Consider the following 18,292-nt stretch of genomic DNA (forward strand, 5'->3'; position numbering starts at 1 on the left):
GCTATCTTTGCGGCCCCAATCCATCCAAATGAAGCCCTCTCTCTTCCCCAACCGCCGTACTTTCCTCCGCAACACCGCAGCAACTGCGGGCAGCATTTTTCTCCCCAATCTGCTGATTGGCCAGGAAGGTGCCGTCAAAAAAATCAATGTGGCCGGCATCGGTGGTGCAGGTGGCAAGGGAGCCTCTGACGTGGGCATCTCCGCCAAGGGTGCCAACATCGTGGCCATCTGTGACGTGGACCGTGAGCGCCTGAAGCAGGCGCAGCAGAAGTACCCGGATGCGAAGATGTTCGAGAGCTTCCGCGAGATGTTTGAAGCGATGGGCGACAAGATCGACATGGTCACTGTGTCCACTCCGGACCACGCGCACTACCCTGCAGCGATGGAAGCCATCAAGCGCGGCAAGCATGTGTGCGTGCAGAAGCCTCTGGTGAACCGGATCTGGGAAGCGAATCAGCTGCATGAAGCGGCCAAGAAGAAGGGCGTGAAGACCAACATGGGCAACCAGGGTCACACCGGCAAGGGCATCCGCTTCCTCAAGCAGTGGGTGAGCGAAGGCATCGTGGGCAACGTCAAAGAAATCCACGTGTGGACGAACCGCCCCATCTGGCCCCAGGGCAATGAAGCCAAGGCCAAGTACATCAATGGCACGGTGCCGAAGATCAAAGAGAAGAAGAAAGGCCCGGATGGCAAAGACATCATGGTCGACACCGCCGAAGATCTATTCAACTGGGAACACTGGCTGGCCGCCTGCCCTTCCGTTCCTTTCACCGATGGTCTGCATCCCTTCGCCTGGCGCGGCCACCGCGAATACGGCGCAGGTGCCATGGGCGACATGGGCTGCCATTTGCTGGACGGACCCTTCTGGGCTTGCGGCTTGGGCGAACCCTACAAGATGGAAGCCGAGTGCAATGAACTGACGGACGTGAGCTGGCCGAAGTCCTCCCACGTGGTGTTCTACTTCAAGACGGAAAAATACGGCGAGATCAAACTGCACTGGTATGAAGGCAGCCTGAAGCCTGAGCGTCCGGCTGAACTGGAAGCCGACCGCGACTGGGACAAGATCAAGGGCGGTTTCCTCCTGCGTGGCGACGCCGGCGTGATCCTCAACACTGACGACTATTGCGGCAGCCCACGCCTCATCCCGAGCACCAAGATGGCTGATTTCCTCGGTGGCAAAAAGCCCGAACTGAAGCTGGAAGGCTCGCTGGCCGAAGGCGAACCACAGCTCGAACTGATCCGCGCCATCGAGCAGGACAAGATCTGCGGCAGCAATTTTGATTACTCCGTGCCGCTGACCAAGTTCTGTCTCCTCGGCAATCTGGCCATCGCCAATCCCGGCAAAGTGATCAACTGGGACGCGGCCAAGCAGGAGTCCGACAATGCGGATGCGAACAAGCTCATCACCCGTGCGGCCTACCGCCAGGGCTGGGATTACAAGTCCATCTAATCGGGCTGCAGGCCTGATGCGCCAAATCTAAACAACGACGCCCGGCAGTTCACACTGCCGGGCGTTTTCCTTGTGAGCTTTAGAGCCTCACGCAAACAGATGCGTGAGGGGCTGACCTTTGTCGGCCACGGTGAAGGGACGCTTGCTGGGGGAATAGATCACCTGATCGAGCGGCAGGCCGAGGGCGTAGCCGATGGTGGCGTTGAGATCGGGCGGGCCGACTTTGTCTGTGGCGATACCGGCGCCGTCCGGTGTGGTGGAGCCGTATTTGATGCCGCCTTTGATGCCGCCGCCGACGATGACGGAGGAGAAGATGGGGTAGTGATCGCGCCCTTGGTTCTGATTGATCTTGGGCGTGCGGCCGAATTCGGAACTGACCACGATCATGGTGCTGTCCAGCAAGCCGCGCTGCTCCAGATCGGTGATGAGGGCGGCGAGGGCGGTGTCGAGGGTGTTGCAGAGCTGCGGGACATTGATGAAGTTGGCCACGTGCGTGTCCCAGCTGCCGAGGCTGACTTCGATGAAGCGCACGCCGTGCTCCACGAGACGACGCGCGAGCAGGCAGCCCTGGCCGAAGGTGTCCTTGCCGTAAGCCTGACGAACGGCGTCGGGTTCTTTGGTCAGATCGAATGCCACGAGGTCTTCGCTCTTCATAAGCTTCACAGCATCGTCATAAACGTCTGAGTAGGCTTTGACGCCACGCGTGTCCCACTTGCCTTGAAACTCGGCATCCAGTGAACGGGCGAGGTCACGGCGCATGCCGAAGCGTTCATCAGTCACGCCTTTTTGAGGGGAGACGTTTTGCAGACCTGCCTCGGGATTGTTCACCATGAGGGGGCCGTGCCTCTTCGCGAAGAAGCCTGCGCCGGGATGACGGCTGTCATTGCCGACATACACATAGGGCGGCAGCGCGGGATTGCCGGGGCCCTGGAAGAAGCTGAGCCAGGCGCCCATGCCGGGATGCTTGATGGTGCTGCGCAGGCCAAAGCTGGTGTGCATGAAGTAGTTGGCCTGCTCATGCGCGGCGGTGTTGGTGGCCATCGAATTGATGACACAGGCGTGATGCATCTGCTTGGCCATGCGCGGCAGGTATTCACTGACCTGCACGCCGTCGGCGCTGGTTTTGATGGCCTTCACTGGACCAGCGACTTCCTTGTTGTCGGGCTTGGGATCCCAGGTGTCCAGATGGCTCTGACCACCGGTCATGTAGAGGAAGATGACGTTGCGCGCCGTAGCAGCCTGCTTGGCGGTGGCGCTGCCTTCACCGACGGCGAAGGCTTTGCTGGAGAAGAGATGCTCCATGGAGGGCAGCAGACCGACGCCGAGGCAGGACTGGGCCATGCGAGTCAGCACAGCGCGGCGGGAGAGATCGTTGTTGGGCGTTTTCATGGTGAATTCAAATGAGGTGTGGCTGAGGCAGGGCAGGAGTTATTCGACGAAGATGAAACGCTGCGTGCTGAGAGCGGCGAGGGTGATGTCCTCCCACAAGGTCTTGGAAGAGGCGTAGCTCTCCACGGTCTGGAGCATGTGGGCCTTCTCCTTGGCGTTCGGTGTGCGGGAGTAGAGGCTGAGGAAGAGCGTGTCGATCTTCTCGTCGTTGGTTTTGGCCTTGCGGAGATTGATGCTGAGTGTGGACCATGCGCTGGTGAGCTGGTTGAGCAGGGAGCCGTTCATCATCGTCAGCGCCTGTGGCACACTGGCTTCGTCGCTGGCGTTTTCGATGATCTCGCGATCGCTCTGACCAAACTCACGCAGGAAGTGGCCGCGCGGTGCGGGAGACGGCAGCTCCGCAGCACGGCTCCAAGTCTGGTGGAGTGAACGCTGGAAATTTTCGAAGCCCTTGATGCTTTTTTCATCCTTCATGCCAAGCACGGCTTCGTCGGCCTTGATGATGGACATGACTCTTGGATCCAGCGGTGCCGCCTTGGCGTCCACACGGCTGTCTTCCATGAGATTCATCATCGCCATTTCCATGGGGCCATCACCACTGACGGCGGCGAGTTCCTTCTGGATCTCCTGATTGCCGGACTTTTTCGCGGCGGCGTAGAAGCACTTGGAGACCTGTTCGCGCAGGATGCGCTGGCTTTCGCCCAGGCGGCGCTGGATGTCGCGGGCCTTGACCTTGTCGTCCGTCTTGCGCGCCTCATCCAACTCTTTGCGCAGCTTGTCGAATTCCTTGTTCTGCTCGCGCATGGCGGCGGCGACTTCTTTGGCGGCTTCGTAAAGCAGCGGGGCCTCGGTCTTGTCGAGAAGCTGGGCCAGATGATGGCGGTTTTCGAGATCACGACGTTCGCGTTCACGGCTGCTCCAGTTGGGCTGATCGGGATCAGGGCTCACCAACGTGACGAGTGAATCCCACACCTGCTCGGAGCGCATGCGATGGAACACCGGGCCCTGGAAGTAATAGGGGGTGCCGGGGGAGACCTCCTTGGTGCTCTCACGGGCGAAGGTCTGCGTGTTGAGCAGGAGGCGCAGGTAGGCCTTCATGTCGTATTTCAGCGCGACCATCTGCCGCTCCAAGAAATGCATGAGCTCGGGATTGGAGGCGACGCTATTGTCCATCATTTCGTCCACCTGCTCGTAGAGGCCGGCACCAAAGACGCGCTGCCAGAGGCGGTTGGCGATGATAGTGGTGAAGCGCGGATTTTCGGGAGAGGTCAGCCACTGGCCGAATTCGCCAATGGTGTTCGACTCCTTCTTCAGCGCCACGGGCTTGCCAAACATGACGGAAGCCTGAACGACATCCTTGGGCTTGGCGTCCTTGTACTTGTAGTCGTGTGGAAGACGGAGCTGGCCTTTGTTTTGCACCACCAAGGTGTCGCGCAGCGAGCGGGTCGCCTCATTGAGCGCCTGGCGCATGAGATCGCGGGTGTCGTTGTCGAGGGACTTGTCATTGCGGATCATCTTCTGCACTTCATCTCCGCTCTTGGAGCGGTAGCTGGAAGCGCTCATGTTGTGCGTGAAGGCCGCCATTTCGTAGAACTGCTTCTGTGTCCATTTGTCGAAGGGGTGATCATGGCACTGGGCGCACTCCATGCGGGTGCCGAGGAAGATGCGGGTGGTGTTGGAGAGATTGTCCAGCGGCATGCCGCGATCGCGCATGTAGTAGCCGATGGCGCCGGTGTCGAAGCAGGAGCCTTCGCTGGAGACGAGCTCGCGGGCGATCTGATCATACGGTTTGTTCTCCCGCAGCGCGGCACGGAGGTAGTTCAGGTAATTCAGCGATGTGGTGCTGCCGGCAACGCCCTGGCTCTGAGCACGGAGCACATCCGCCCAGTAGTTGAAAAAGTTCTGCACATAGCCTTCGCTGGCGAGGAGTGAATCGATGAGCTTGGCGCGCTTGTCCGGCATCTGGCAGGCATGGAAGCCACGGGCTTCATCCAGCGTGGGAATGCGGCCCACCACCGTCAAATACACACGGCGGAGGAAGGTGGCGTCATCGACGAGGGCGTTCGGCTTGATCTGGTGTTTCTGCCAGCTTTTGGCGAGCAGCGCATCGACCTGCTTGGAAGCGGCCGTGGTGTCCACAGGGGCGGCATGCAGCGCGACGGCGAACAAGGTGGTGGTGAAAAACGAAAGTGTGTGGCTGGCTTTCATGCCAGAACCAACGCAGCGCTCCGAAGGCAGATGTCAGCATCGCATCAGGATGCCAAATTCTGCACACCAAATGTCAATCCAGTCATTGCCAGCCATGACGGCAACGGGGCAGACATGAGAAAATCATTTCGTTGAGGTGTCATTGAGCAGTCCCTTGACCACATCCACTGCCTCCCCGAGGCCCTTCATCAGCTCGGCAAGGCCCGGCCCCAGAATCCAGGAGGCGTAGGCAATGGCCATCCACCAGGCGACGGCATTCACAATGATCATGGCCGTGACCAGCACCTCCACCCAGCGGCCCCAGACGAGGAGGTAGCCGTTTTCATCCTTCTTCTGGCGGAAAATATGGTCTGAATACAAGGCCACGGCAGCCCACCAGAGCAGTGGCGGGAGAAACAGAAAACCCATGATCATGCGCCGCATCACCGCGCCACCGCGTTGATTGTAGGGCACGCGGTTGTAGTCACGATAACGAGCCACCCGGCGGCGGGTGGGCAGCACGGTCAATCCGTCCGCAACGACCTGCCCGTCGGCATGAAGTTCAAGGAGGGATGAAACGGGACGCCACTGCTCCTCGTCTTCGCGCTTCACCAGATCACTGTCCCGGATCGAACCGTAGGCGAGAAAATTGCGCAGGTCGTCCTTTGAACACGGACCGAGTGTCTTCTGGCCTTTGGCGATGTAATAGGAAGCATGCACGAATCTGTAGGGAACGAACGGTGCTACGATAGTTCGAAGGATGGGTAATATGCAATATCCGCACCAAGATGTAATGTAAGTTTTTTATCATCAAAGGGGCTGAATTTGAGCGTACACACCCCATGCGCCTTCGCTTTCTGCCCCTTCTTGCCGGTCTGTCCAGCCTTACGCTGCACGCTCTGCCCCCTGCCCCCACCTCCAGCATCAAGGCCGGATTTGCCGAGCGGGACATTACGCCGGGGATCGGCATGGAGCAGCCGGGGGGCTACGGCAAGAGCTTCCACCGGACCTTCCACGACGCCTGCAAGGTGCGGGTGGCGCTGTTTGATGACGGGAAAAAGACGGCGGTGGTGATCGGGCTCGATTCGCTGGTCGTGCCACGGCAGATCGTGTTGGACGCCCGCGCGCAGATTGAAAAAGCCACCGGAATCACTGGGGACGCCGTGCTGATCTGCGCTTCGCATTCGCACAGTTCCGGCCCCGTGGGCATGGTCATGCCGGGTGAATATGACACGGCTTCAGATCTGGTGAAGAAGCTGGCCTATGAAGAATCCTCCTGTGCCGATCCGGGCTACCTGCTGCGGCTGACGCATGAAATTGTGGCTGGAGTGGTGGCGGCCAATCAAAACAAAGTGCCGGTGCAACTGGGCTGCGGCTTTGGCCATGAGGACAAGGTGTCCTTCAACCGCCGCCTGCGCATGAAGAACGGGCAGAGCTGGAGCCACCCTGGAGCGGGCAATCCGGACATCCTCGAATACGCCGGGCCCATCGACCCGCAGGTCGGTGTCATCGGCGCCTGGGACATGCAGGGGCAGCTGGTCGGTGTAGTGGTGAATTTTGCCTGCCATGCCACCACCAATCCCGGCGGCATTTCGGCCAACTGGATTCAATACCTCGAAAAAACCATCCAGGGAGGACTCGGCACGCATGCGCCGGTGGTCTTCATGCAGGGGGCCTGTGGCGACATCACGCAGGTGGACAACCTCAGCACCAGCCAGCGCCCAAAACCGGAAGAATGGAGTCAGCTTGTCGGCGGACGGGTCGGCGCGGAGGCCATCCGCGTTTTGCTGTCCATGCCCAAAATCACCACCGCGCCCATCGAGACGCGTCAGGAAGTTTTGAAGATCAAACGCCGTCCTCCTTCGGCGCAGCGTGTTGCCAAGAGCCTTGAAATTGCGAGCAAACCGCGAGTGGCAGGAGACAGCACCGACTACCTGTTTGCGAAAGAGATCCTCATGCTGGACCACCTCAACAAGACCATGCCCCTCGTCGATTGCGAGGTGCAGTGCATCAAAGTGGGGCCCGCGTGTTTTGTTTCCGATCCGGCCGAATACTTCGTGCAGTATGGCCTCGACATCAAAAAGGGCAGCCACCACGCCTTCACCTTCCCGTGTGAGCTTTCCAACGGCATCGTCGGCTACGTGCCCACGGAAGAAGCCTTTGGCCCCCATGGCGGCGGTTATGAGACACGCCTGACTGCTTACTCCAATCTCGAAATCACGGCGGGAACCCAGATGGCGAAGAAGGGCATCGAGCTGGCAAACCAAATGGCTGCGGAGCCCAAGCCGGAGCCGCCGAAGGCTCCGCCGTTCGGCAAGCCCTGGACCTACGGCAATGTGCCGCCGGAGCTTGAGTGAGGCAGGTGTTCTGCAGGCCAGAGAGCATGTATTGTAGTTCCGGCTTCAGCCGGTTTCTGGACGCTCTATCCAGAACCGGCTGAAGCCGGAACTACAATACGCCCCCATGGCCTTCGGAGTGACAGGCGCATTTCGTCCGCGCTGCAGCATCCGCGCTTCCCCAACTTTAAACTTTAAACCTGAGACGTGTAACCTCATAGTCTCTCACCCCATGACTCCTGCCGAACTTCTCACCGCCCTCAACTGGCGCTACGCCACCAAGGTCTTCGACTCCACGAAGAAGATCCCTGAAGACACTTGGGCGGCCTTGGAGGAGTCGCTCGTGCTAACTCCGTCCAGCTACGGCCTGCAGCCGTGGAAGTTCATCATCATTCAGGACAAGGACCTGCGGGAGGAATTGAGCGGGCATTCATGGCGTCAGCGCCAGGTGGTGGACTGCTCGCATCTGGTCGTCATGGCTACGCGGCGCACGATGTCGGAAGTCGAAATCGACGCCAATCTCATGCGCATCGCCGAGGTGCGTGGCGGCACGCCGGATTCACTGGTGGGATTCCGCAAGATGCTCTTGGGTACGCTGGAGCAAGGTTACATGACGTCCGAGTGGGCGAAGATGCAGGCGTACATCGCGCTCGGTCAGTTCATGGCGGCCGCTGCGCTGCTCGGTATCGACACCTGTCCGATGGAGGGCTTTGTGCCAGCCAAATATGACGAGGTGCTGGGGCTTGAAGCCCAGGGATTCACCACGGCGGTGCTGTGCCCGGCGGGGTATCGTCATGCGGATGACCGTTATGCTTCGCTGCCCAAAGTGCGGTTCAAGAGCAGCGATGTGATTGAGCATCGGTGATCCGTCAGGGCTGCTGAACAAGCTGCACGAGGCATGGGTTTGCGTGGGGTTCCAGCCATGCGAGAACCTTGCGTAGATTTGCTTCAGACATGGCGGTGCATCCCGCCGTGGGCACATTCTCCCCCTGCCAGATGTGCATGAAGATGCAGGAGCCGAATCCTGGGGTGTTGCTTGGATTGTGCGCAATGACGGCACCGAGTTTGTAGCAGCCGATGCTGGGCACCATGGTTTCGGGACCGGTCCAGTCACAAGCCACGGTACGATCATCCACGATCTGATTGTAGTATTGGGAGCGGACGTCATCGATGCCCCAGTGGTGCTTCGTGCATTGGAGATACGGCAGCTTGATGAAGCCAGGCTGTGGTCCATCGCCAAAGGCCTGGGTGATGCGAAAAACGCCTGCCGGAGCACAGCCGTCTCCTTCTTTTTTGATGCGCCATCCTGACGGAGACGCGAGCGCAAACTCGCCATGTCCCCATGCCATGCCATTGCGACCGATGCGGGAGGGAATGGAAGGTCCGGCAGTCTGCCAGTCATTCGTCTGCGTGCGTTCGAGCATCCTCAACTCCGCCGCCGTCGTCTGCTGATCTGCGGCCGTCACATAAAGCACCTGCCGGCAGTTTGACGGCAGCACTGCGGTGATTTCTGCGGGCAGCTTCACGGAAACGGTCATGCGCACACAGGAGGCGAGCATGAGGAGCATGACAAGAAAACGATGCATGCGAGAGGCGGGTGGGAATGAAAACGCCGCAGAGTTTTGCAACTCTGCGGCGCTCAGGAGTGGATCAGACCACCGGGCTGTTACCAGCCGTGGGCGTCGCGGACTTTGATCATCGCGGCGAGGATCTTGTTCCAGGTGTCCGGCGTTTCGAGCACGGCGTTCGGGAACATGCAGCCATCCCAGCAGATGTGCTGGATGCCACGGGCGGCGGCGTCCTTGAGCCAGTAGCCGGAGGCCTTGGTGATGTCGAGCTTGCCGTTTGGATCGTCAGCGCGGCAGTGCTTGCCGGTCTTGTCGTGCGAGCCGGCGCCGTGGACGGTGCCGTCGTTTTGAGCGACGTGGAAGTCGATGGTCCAAGGACGAAGCGCGTCGGTCATCTTCTCGTAAGCGGCCCAGAACTCGGCGTCGCTGTAGCCTTCCTTGAGGAGGGCATGCTCAGGAGCATTGTAGCCGAGGGTGTAGAGGTAGGTGTGGGCGAGGTCAGCCTGGAAGCCGAGGGCGTTTGGCATGCCGACGCCTTCAAGGACGTCAAGCATGTCTTTCCAAGAGTGCATGCCGGCCCAGCAGATTTCGCCTTCGGCGGCAAGACGCTCACCGCTGTCCGCAGCGATCTGGGCAGCCTTCTTGAAGGTGTCCACGATGCGGGCGGTGTTTGCCTTGGGGTTCTCACGCCATTTGGACACGCCGAATTCGGCGGAGTCGATGCGGATGACGCCGTATTTGCGCACGCCATGTGCATTGAAGATCTTGGCGATGCGGCAGGCCATTTTCACGGCGCTGAGGAATTTTTCCTGCTGCGCGTCGTCGCCCATGGCGGAGTCACCGACGGTGCCGGGCCACACGGGGGCCACGAGGGAACCGACGCTGAAGCCCTTGCTGGCGATGAGATCGGCGATCTTCTTGAGCTCGTCGTCGCTGGCCTCGGGATTGGTGTGAGGGAGGAAGAGGAAGTAGTCGATGCCTTCAAACTTCTGGCCGTTCACATTGGCTGCGGCGGTCAGATCCAGCATCTTTTCGAGGCTGATCGGTGGTTCCTGGCCTTCGCCATCGCCTTTTCCGACGAGTCCGGGCCACATTGCATTGTGAAGTTTGGGTGAGGAGTAGCTCATGGTAATTGCTTGGTTTGGGAAGCGAGGTCGCGAGGTTAGCGGGAAGGTTTGGGAACGCACGAACAAAGTTGCGTGATTTCAGCAGGGAGAGGCTTAGGGAGTATTACTTCACTTTTTTCTTCCCTTTGCCTTTCGCCTGAGCGGCAGGCGTGGGCTTGCGCAGGACGACGGGCACTGCGTTCTGCTGTGCTGCACCGGGAGTGCTGCGACCGCTGGTGACGATCAGCTCGAGTTCGGCAGTCATCTTGGTGACGATCTCGGGGTTTGCGCCCTGCACGTTGTCCTTCTCAACGATGTCTGATTTCAGATTGTAGAGCTGGGTGTCGGGAAGGCCTTTTTCGCCGGGGCTGCCGGGGCGTGGGTCGCTCCAGCCGCCGGAACCGGCGCAGAGTTCGAGCTTCCAGTCGCCTTCACGCAATGCGAAGGAGCCGTTGATGGAATGATGGATCACGCTCTGGCGCACTGGCTTGCCGGATTCGCCCAGCAACGCGGGCAGGATGCTGAAGCTGTCTTCGGCGGCGGTTTCGGGAAGCTTCACGCCGACGGCATCGGCTGCGGTGGCCATGAAGTCTGTGAGGCAGACGATCTGTGCGGAGGACTGGCCGCCTTTCACCTTCGCAGGCCAGCGCACGATGAAGGGCACGCGGTGGCCGCCGTCAAAGATGTCCGCCTTGTGGCCGCGCATGTTGTAGCTGGGATTGTGACCTGCAGCGAGCAGCTTGGGGTAGTCGGCACTAGGTGAGCAGCCGTTGTCACTCGTGACGATGATGAGCGTGTCCTTGGCGACGCCAGCGTCTTCCGTGGCCTTCATGATCTGGCCGATGGCGTCGTCGGTTTCCATGACGAAGTCGGCGTAGAGGCTGATGCCGCTTTTGCCCTGCCATTTTTCACTGGGCAGGATGGGAGTGTGGGGGGAATTCAGCGGCAGGTAGAGGAAGAATGGGGAGCCTTGTTTTGCTTTCGACTCAATGACTTTTTTCGCCTCACGGGTGAAGGTGGGCAGGACGTCTTCACCACGGAAGCCGGGGGAGCCGGGGCCTTCGCGGGTGTAGCTCATGCGGCCACCTGCGTTCATGGCGAGCTTCATTTTTTCGGTGGGATTGGCCACGACGTGATCGTTTTCGATGAAGCAGTACGGCACCATGTCCAGCGAGGCGCTGATGCCGAAGTAGGTGTCAAAGCCCACGCTGGTGGGGCCGTTGGTGATTGGCTTGGTATAGTCCACGTTGTTCACCTGCTCGGCTTTTTCGATGTTCAGCTCCTCCGTGGGCCCCGTGCGCACCCAGTCCATTCCCAGGTGCCATTTGCCCACGCAATGCGTGGAGTAGCCCTGGGCCTTGAGCATCGCTGGCACCGTCAGGCGTCCCTGCTCGATCAAACGCGGGCTGAGACCGCCGAGCACGCCGCTTTGCAGCTTGGAGCGCCAGGCATAGCGACCCGTCATCACGCCATAGCGTGTGGGGGTGCAGACGCTGGAGCCTGAGTGCGCATCGGTAAAAATCATGCCCTCCTTAGCGAGGCGATCAAAACTCGGCGTGGCGATCTTGCCGTCGGGGTTCAAGCATTTCACATCGCCATAACCAAGATCATCGCAGAGGATGAAGATGATGTTGGGTTTGTCGCCGGCGCTGGCCGTGACGGCGAGAGCGAGGCACAGCAGGGTCTTGAGAAAAAGAAAGCGGTTCATGGTGGAACCGCATTCAACGCGCTCAGCCCTCCGAGCTATCGAGATATTCCAGCGCTTTTGAAAAGCTGGCCTGGGTGAGGAAATGATTGAGACGCGGCGACAGCTGGGCGCGCAATTTGAGATGCTCGGCCCCGAGCTCCTCCGAGACCTGCTTCAATGCCTCCAGATGAGCCGCAGGATCGCGGTCACGAAAGGCGTGGTCGGCTATAAGGTCGAGACGACGCTGAAGGAGGGGGCGCAGTGAATCAAAGGATGTCATGCCTACATGTTCTTGAGGCGGAAATAACTCACCACCAGTTTTTCGCCCGGCTCCACCTGAAAAGAATATTGCTTCAGGAGATCCGACAGGGTTTCGAGCATCCACGGGTAGGTGAAGGTGGCTCCGTTTTTGGTGTATAGAATGTCATCTGCCAGATACACCGCCGAGTGAACGATGTTGCCGGAAGGTTTGGAGAACAGAGCGATGTCGCCATAGCGGGGATCCCCGGCGGCAGGAATGTAATCCTCCTTCAGCTTCTGCATGAAGTGAGCAGGATCACTCATCTGCTGGTCCGGCACATCCTGAAAAAAGTTGAAGGAGGTCCAGTGGCAGTCGCGCACCGGTGCGGGGCCGTTCAAAGGATTGTCCGGCGTGGGATAAACAAACATCTGGGAAGAGGGCAGCGGCGGCAGGACATTGATGACGCCCAGCGTGCCGCCGTTCGGAGCATCCGCGATGGATTCGAAGATGGTGCGCACATCGGTGCCCTTGATTCCTTTGCCCCAGTAGTTTGCCAGAGCATTGATATCCATGCCCTGTTTGACGCGGAACCACATCGTCAGAGTCCGCTGGCAGGTCAGCCCACGCATGAAGTCCCGTTTTTCCTCATACGTCGGCAGCTGGGCGAGGACGACGGACAAGCCGCTGAAAACCAGGTAGTCTCCATGCTCGCAGCAGAGCTGCTTGAAGAGCATCAGCGTATGCTCGCCGTTGTGAGAAGCCCCAAAGCGATCTCCCAGCGTGCCCTTGTGAATGAAGGTGATCTGGCCACGATTCTCAGGATATTGCAAAAGAGCCTGATAGAGCTTCTTGCGCGGTCCGGCAGGCAGCGCGAGCAGGGTCTTGGAAGAGGGCAGCATTTCCATGCCGCTGGCAGTTTGCACAAGCGTCTCGGGCGCCATCAATTCCGCCTGCAGATTGGCCGGCATCCCGGTAGACTCCAGCAAACTCACCACATCGCTGTAATGCGCATTGGGGAAGATCCACCGTGTGCCATTTTCTTCCAGTTTGCGCATTGGCAGCAGCTCCTCCGGAGCGGCGATGGTGAATGGCGTGGAATAAACCTCTCCCCATGGCCCTGGACGCAAGGGGTGGCCCAGAGTGGTGGTCGTGACTGTTCCGGACATTTCCGCACGGTCGTACCATTTCATTAGCACGGCACCCAGCAGAACGCCTATGATCAGTAAAGCAGCACGCTGGAGGTTTTTCTTGGAAAATGTCTTCGACTTGGACGGCGCTGCTTCAGTACTCTGCATTCAGTTTTTGGGGGGCGGACTAAGTGCCATACAAACTACGTGCCTCCAATCTGAATCATCTTCATTTTTTGCGGTAGTTTGAGGCAAACCTACCTTGCAAAGAGTATTTGGGCGCCCTTGCACAAGGGAATGGTTGGCGCACGACGATTAAAGCGACTCACACGCCGAATTTAGCGTCCCCCAAAAAAATTCAGAGCTTTGGCAGCGGTGGTTTGACCGGAGCCGTCTGGCCGCTGACGATGCCATGAGCTTTGGTCGGGCGTTTGTAGATTTTGTCTCCGCAGGCAATGAACAGCTCACTGAGATCTTTGCCGCCGAAACACACGTCGAGGGGTTGCTTCGGTGTCGGGATGATGAAGTTCACGCGCCCTGCCTGGTCGCAGACCTGGATTCCGAGCGAGGTGGCGACGTAGAGCCAGCCGTTGGTGTCCACGCAGAGGCCCGTGCATTCGGCATCACGAGCGCCATCCTTGATTTCAAGGCGGCAATAAGGCTCGCTGTTAACGAGTTTGCCATCTGGCAGCAAATGGTACGAGTGGATATAGCGGTCGTATTGGTCGGCGACATAAAGGATCGATTGATCTGGTGAAAGGGTGGTGGCAGCAGCCCCCTCTTTGCAAGCCTGGGTATTCAACACGATTCCATTGGGTGAAACGACCGTGAGCTCCCGCCAGTTATTCAAAATCATGAGCCCGGAATGCGTGACCGAAAACCGTGAAGTCTCGGTGGATGCGGCGATGTCATGCCACTTCCCGGCTTCCAGCTGGGAGAGAAGCCATTTGTCGCCATCCCTTCGGGTGGCAATGAGCGAATCACCTGAGAATGCAGCAATGGCCTGAGCACGGCTGTTCTCGATAGCAGGTTGCAGATATCGTGTCTTTCCATCAGGACTGAGAACCGTGACCCCGGATGCCCCTGCGATGAACACATCCCCGGAGTTTTGCGAGGAGATGCTGAACTGGTAATCTATCTCGGCCTTGGACTGCCACTCCCCTTCCCCGACCACCTCATACCCCTTCCACTTTGACTCCCCTTTCGCGTTCGCTTTGATCTCGATGTTCGTCTGCCAGTCGCGCCAGAGCCAGCGAAGGACGTCGGGGAAGATTTGGGAGGCATGTTTGGAGTTGTGGCCGCCTTCGCCCCAGGCGTGGTTCACGTCGTAGCCGGCCCAGGTGAGGCTGCGTTCCATCATCTGATTGGCCATCCACCAGTCGCCGCAGTAGAGGTTGTTGTCGCCAGTGCCGGATTGAAGGAAGACACGGAGGGGCTTGGGCTCGAATTTGCGGACGAGGACGGGGAGCTGGTCCGCGCCGTGGATGCCAACGTAAGTGCCCACACCGGTGAAGACGCGGCGGAAGCGATCGGGGCGGTGCCACGCGACCATGAAGGCGCAAATGCCGCCGCTGCTGTTGCCGGAGATGGCGGCGTGATTGGGATCCGTGCTGAGTTGAATGCCGTGCTTTTTCTCGATGGCAGGCAAGAACTCATCGAGCAGGAACTGGGAGTAGGTGGGAGTGATGCTGTCGTACTCGTAGCTGCGATTGAAGCGCGGCAGGGCCTTGTCATTTGCGGCGGGCACCACGCCGGGCTTGATGAAGATGCCGACCAGTGGCGGGATGTCCTTTTTCGCGATTAGATTGTCAAAGACGACAGGAGCCTGGTAAATGACGCCGTCCTGAAAGACCATGAAGGCAGCGGGCTTCGTTTTGTCAAACCCGGCGGGCAGATAGATCTGGTATTCACGCTGGGTGCCGGGAAAGAGACTGCCCTCCTTCGCAGTGTAGATTTCTTTGATGAGGGTGCCTTTGGGCGCACTCGGCTGCGGCTTGGAATCTTCCGTGAGGGGAAAGTCCGGTTCGGCAGTGAATGCCGTGAGGGAGAGAAGCAGGCTGGCAAGGATGAAACGCATGCCCCCATGCTGGCAGAGGCCGCCACGGGTCGCCAGCCTGAATTTATGCGCGCCATGCCATGAATAAAACACCTATGCCAGGACCTTGAGTTCGGGCTTGTTTCAGCGTGGGCTCCGGCTAGCATGGGGCAGCTTATTTCACCCCCGTCCATCATCCATTTGAAACCCGGTTTCGTTCTCGCATGCGCACTCGTCGGCGCGGGGCTTGCCATGTCGGCCCCGATGGCGGAGAAGCGCACGGATGATCCCGGAGCAAGTTCAGAGATTTCCCTGCTGCGCCTGGGCTATGAGCGCGATCTGATCGAAGCCAGCCTGGCACCGGTCAAAGAGCAGATCACCACGCTGGGCACCTTGGAAAAGCAGTTCGCCGCCGAGCGAGACTACGACGATGCCATCACCGCACGCGATGAACGCAAACGTTTGCAAAACGAACTGGCCCGGCTCGACAAAGAACTGCTGCTGCTGCAAACGCGCGAGCAGGCTCTCAAGACCTCGCTGCTGCCGGACCGCATCAAGCTCCCGATCGACACTGCCACTCTGAGCGGCGTGCGGCTCGAAGGCGGCGCCATCACCGGATGGTCCAAAGTCGGAGCGTCCGCCACCTGGAAGCTGCCCGCGCTGCCGCCCGGCGGATATGAAGTGATGCTGCGTTACCGCTGTGGCACTGCGGAGGGGGGCAAACTTTTGATCAAAGAAGCGCGCTTCACCCTGACCACGAGCATCGAAACCACGATCAAGGGTCCGGAGGAGCGTAGCGCAGGCACGCTCAAGATCAGCGATGGATCAGGAACGCTGACACTCTCCGCACAATCGCTGATCACAGACAATCTCATGCAACTGCTGGCCGTGGAACTCGTGCCGGCCACCCGATGAAGTTCTCGCTGCCAGTTTTGATTCTCACGCTGCATGCCTGCACGGCATTGCTGGCGCAGACGCCCGCACCGGAGCCGGCAGCACTCACCGCCACACGCTCGGCATTCATGCGCCAGGTGATGGCAGATTCGCAACTGCTCACCCAGCAGTACGAGCGCGCGCTGGCCAAAGTGGAAACGGAAGTCGCCGCAGCGGGTGACTACGAGGAAGCGCGCGCCATACGCCAGCGGCGCGAGCAGTTGCAGGCGCTGTATGCAGGCACGGTGTCCAGCCTCGCCACGCCGCTGCCCCTGACTCAGGCCAGAATGATGGGATCGGCCCAGGCTTCAGGCGAAACGCTGGGCGGCTGGCGCTCCAACGGCAGCGGTGCGGAGTGGCAGAATTTCCGCCTGATGCCGGGCAGCTACCACTTGGAATTCGAAGCCAACATGAGTGATGCCCCCGTGGCTGGCAGCATCTATGCTTCTTCCAAATTTCAGCCACAGCAGACCGCCTTGTTTGGATTTGATGAAGTCACGCTGCTGGGCATCGCCGCGGAAAATCACCGCACTTTTGAAATCACCCGCAGCACGGATGAAACCACGTTCACCACGGTGCGTGTCGGGCCGCTGACTTTCAGCCGGAATCCTGTCACGCTGCGCCTCACCGCTGCAGATGGATATCCCGCCAACATCATCCGTATTCGCAACCTGCGCCTGGTGCCCGTCACGGACGCCGCCGTCACAAGCCCAACCACTCTCCCACAGACCAGCTCGACCACCGCGATGAAGCAGGCCAGCACAACGCTGAAGGATGCCATCGAAACTGCCAGGACCGAAGCCGCCTCCAAGTATATCGACGAATTGAATGATCTCGCCGTGACCAAGCCCGCGCTGAAGGGACAGATCAATGCCGAAATCCGCCGGGTGCAGCGGCTGGCAGATCAAAAGGCGGGTCAAACTGGCATCAATGCCATCACAACGTCAGGTGGGGGCTTCAGTGGATTTGAAGACATCAGTGAGGCGCGTCTTGCGGATGAAGAGCCTATTTCCGGTGAACGCTTCAAGGTGGTCTACGAAGGTCGTACCGTGATGATGCGCCTGCTGTGGATCGATTGTGCGCCGGTGGATGAGAACGACAAGGCAGGAGTGAAACGCTTCGCCAAGCATTTCAACATCGAGGAAGAGGATGTACCTTCCGTGGGTCGCACGGCACGCGAATTCACCGCCAGCTACCTGCGCAACAAACCCCTCCGCCTGCTCATCCGCCCGGACCGCGATAAAGACGGCACCATGGCAGCACTGCTGTTTCTGCCGAATGTGGGCTTGTATCAAAACGTCCTCGTCAATCACGGGCTTGCTGCAGTGGTCGCGCCCTCTCGTGACCAACAGCGCAATGCCATGGAGCGGGCTTTCCTCTCCACACTGAGCGCCATTGAAAATACCGCCAGCAAACGCCGGCCCGCGCCCGGTGCCTGGGCGCTCTCGGCTGAGAGCCAAGGAGGGAAGCAGCCATGAAGCACCTGCTGATGATCGCCACGGTGCTGCTGCTTGCTGGCCATGCCCAAGCCCAGCAACCCGCAGCTGGCGCCGCCACACCTCCATCTGCAGCACGACTCCAGCAGATGGAAACGATTTACCAGAAGGAACTGAGCGCACGGCATATTCCTCTGCTGGGCAAGTATCTGCTCGAATTGCAGAGGCAGGCCGCCGCCGCCACTGACAAGTCGGCGTATACCGCTGAAATCGCCCGCATCCAGCAGATCATCAGCGCAGGCGGAGTTCTGGATCTAATCGCCACCCAGCAGGCGCAGTCCGGCACCATGCCCATGCCTGCCACACCGCCAGCACCGGTGCCCATTGAGCAAAAGCAGGCCCTCATCGCCCTTTCACCCGCGCTGGCTCAAGAGGTCACCCCCAAAGCACCGGCAGATGCGCAAACAGCCACCGTCGGCGAGATCGCATGGCGCATCGAATTCATCGCTGCGGGCACCTACGACATCCTGCTGCATTATGCCTGCACGGAACTGGAGGCCCCCTTGAAGATCGTGATCGAGTGCAATGGCCAGAGGCTCGAAAAGGAACTGGAGGTCGAGCGAGTGACCAAGGATGCCCAGTCTTTCCGCATCCTGAGACTCGGCAGCCTCACCTTGACCAGCGACCTTCGCGGCGAAACACTGCGGCTTAGCGCCGGTGATAAAGCCAGCCCTCACCTCATCGTCAAAAGCCTGCTCATCACCCGGCCGCGACCTCCCGCCCTCAATCCTTAGCGC

Annotated in this window: 15 protein-coding genes; 6 read left to right on the forward strand and 9 right to left on the reverse strand. The window is 59.6% G+C overall.

The features are described from left to right. Positions 1-28: 28 nt before the first annotated feature. Positions 29-1,450 carry a Gfo/Idh/MocA family protein gene (locus tag AC3RLQ_RS12235; RefSeq protein WP_493037433.1) on the forward strand — a complete coding sequence of 474 codons (1,422 nt, stop codon included), beginning with the start codon at positions 29-31 and terminating at the stop codon, positions 1,448-1,450. 87 nt (positions 1,451-1,537) lie between these two features. Here AC3RLQ_RS12235 and AC3RLQ_RS12240 read toward each other — a convergent pair whose 3' ends face one another. From AC3RLQ_RS12240 to AC3RLQ_RS12250, 3 genes are all read right to left on the reverse strand, one after another. After that, entirely contained in the window at positions 1,538-2,839 is a 1,302-nt protein-coding gene (locus AC3RLQ_RS12240; protein WP_493037435.1) for a DUF1501 domain-containing protein, read from the reverse strand. A gap of 39 nt (positions 2,840-2,878) precedes the next feature. Continuing rightward, positions 2,879-5,047 carry a DUF1549 domain-containing protein gene (locus tag AC3RLQ_RS12245; protein WP_493037437.1) on the reverse strand — a complete coding sequence of 723 codons (2,169 nt, stop codon included), beginning with the start codon at positions 5,045-5,047 and terminating at the stop codon, positions 2,879-2,881. Positions 5,048-5,170: 123 nt separating this feature from the next. Beyond that, on the reverse strand, positions 5,171-5,746 hold the full coding sequence (locus AC3RLQ_RS12250; protein ID WP_493037439.1) for a DUF4339 domain-containing protein: 576 nt from the start codon (positions 5,744-5,746) through the stop codon (positions 5,171-5,173). Positions 5,747-5,868: 122 nt separating this feature from the next. Between AC3RLQ_RS12250 and AC3RLQ_RS12255 the strand changes: the two genes are divergently transcribed. Both AC3RLQ_RS12255 and AC3RLQ_RS12260 read left to right on the forward strand, forming a co-directional pair. Further along, positions 5,869-7,383, forward strand: a complete 1,515-nt coding sequence (locus AC3RLQ_RS12255; RefSeq protein ID WP_493037440.1) for a hypothetical protein — start codon at positions 5,869-5,871, stop codon at positions 7,381-7,383. Between the two features lie 211 nt (positions 7,384-7,594). Beyond that, positions 7,595-8,227 (forward strand): NAD(P)H-dependent oxidoreductase, encoded by a 633-nt coding sequence (locus AC3RLQ_RS12260; protein ID WP_493037442.1) that lies wholly within the window; start codon positions 7,595-7,597, stop codon positions 8,225-8,227. A gap of 4 nt (positions 8,228-8,231) precedes the next feature. On the opposite strand, the gene AC3RLQ_RS12265 is transcribed toward AC3RLQ_RS12260, so the two are convergent. The 6 genes from AC3RLQ_RS12265 to AC3RLQ_RS12290 form a co-directional block, all read right to left on the reverse strand. Continuing rightward, entirely contained in the window at positions 8,232-8,948 is a 717-nt protein-coding gene (locus AC3RLQ_RS12265; RefSeq protein ID WP_493037444.1) for a L,D-transpeptidase family protein, read from the reverse strand. Positions 8,949-9,028: 80 nt separating this feature from the next. Next, positions 9,029-10,057, reverse strand: coding sequence for a sugar phosphate isomerase/epimerase family protein (locus tag AC3RLQ_RS12270; protein ID WP_487686603.1), 1,029 nt, complete (start codon positions 10,055-10,057; stop codon positions 9,029-9,031). Positions 10,058-10,160: 103 nt separating this feature from the next. After that, on the reverse strand, positions 10,161-11,744 hold the full coding sequence (locus tag AC3RLQ_RS12275; protein WP_493037446.1) for a sulfatase family protein: 1,584 nt from the start codon (positions 11,742-11,744) through the stop codon (positions 10,161-10,163). A gap of 22 nt (positions 11,745-11,766) precedes the next feature. Continuing rightward, the gene (locus AC3RLQ_RS12280) at positions 11,767-12,003 is read right to left on the reverse strand and encodes a hypothetical protein (RefSeq protein ID WP_493037448.1); all 237 of its coding nucleotides are present in this window, start codon (positions 12,001-12,003) and stop codon (positions 11,767-11,769) included. A 2-nt stretch (positions 12,004-12,005) separates the two neighbouring features. Continuing rightward, complete coding sequence (locus AC3RLQ_RS12285) at positions 12,006-13,154, reverse strand: hypothetical protein (protein ID WP_493037450.1); 1,149 nt, start codon at positions 13,152-13,154, stop codon at positions 12,006-12,008. Between the two features lie 295 nt (positions 13,155-13,449). Continuing rightward, positions 13,450-15,168: an SMP-30/gluconolactonase/LRE family protein gene (locus tag AC3RLQ_RS12290; RefSeq protein WP_493037452.1), complete on the reverse strand. Its 1,719-nt coding sequence runs from the start codon at positions 15,166-15,168 to the stop codon at positions 13,450-13,452. Between the two features lie 159 nt (positions 15,169-15,327). On the opposite strand from AC3RLQ_RS12290, the gene AC3RLQ_RS12295 reads away from it, so the two are divergent. From AC3RLQ_RS12295 to AC3RLQ_RS12305, 3 genes are read left to right on the forward strand one after another with little or no spacing between them, the layout of a single operon-like run. Beyond that, on the forward strand, positions 15,328-16,041 hold the full coding sequence (locus AC3RLQ_RS12295; RefSeq protein WP_493037454.1) for a hypothetical protein: 714 nt from the start codon (positions 15,328-15,330) through the stop codon (positions 16,039-16,041). Next, positions 16,038-17,537, forward strand: coding sequence for a hypothetical protein (locus AC3RLQ_RS12300; protein WP_493037456.1), 1,500 nt, complete (start codon positions 16,038-16,040; stop codon positions 17,535-17,537). The genes AC3RLQ_RS12295 and AC3RLQ_RS12300 overlap by 4 nt, the downstream gene beginning before the upstream one ends. Then, the gene (locus AC3RLQ_RS12305; RefSeq protein ID WP_493037458.1) at positions 17,534-18,289 is read left to right on the forward strand and encodes a hypothetical protein; all 756 of its coding nucleotides are present in this window, start codon (positions 17,534-17,536) and stop codon (positions 18,287-18,289) included. The genes AC3RLQ_RS12300 and AC3RLQ_RS12305 overlap by 4 nt, the downstream gene beginning before the upstream one ends. The last annotated feature ends 3 nt before the right edge of the window (positions 18,290-18,292 follow it).

This window comes from Prosthecobacter sp. GW821-HT29F12 (genome assembly GCF_058803405.1).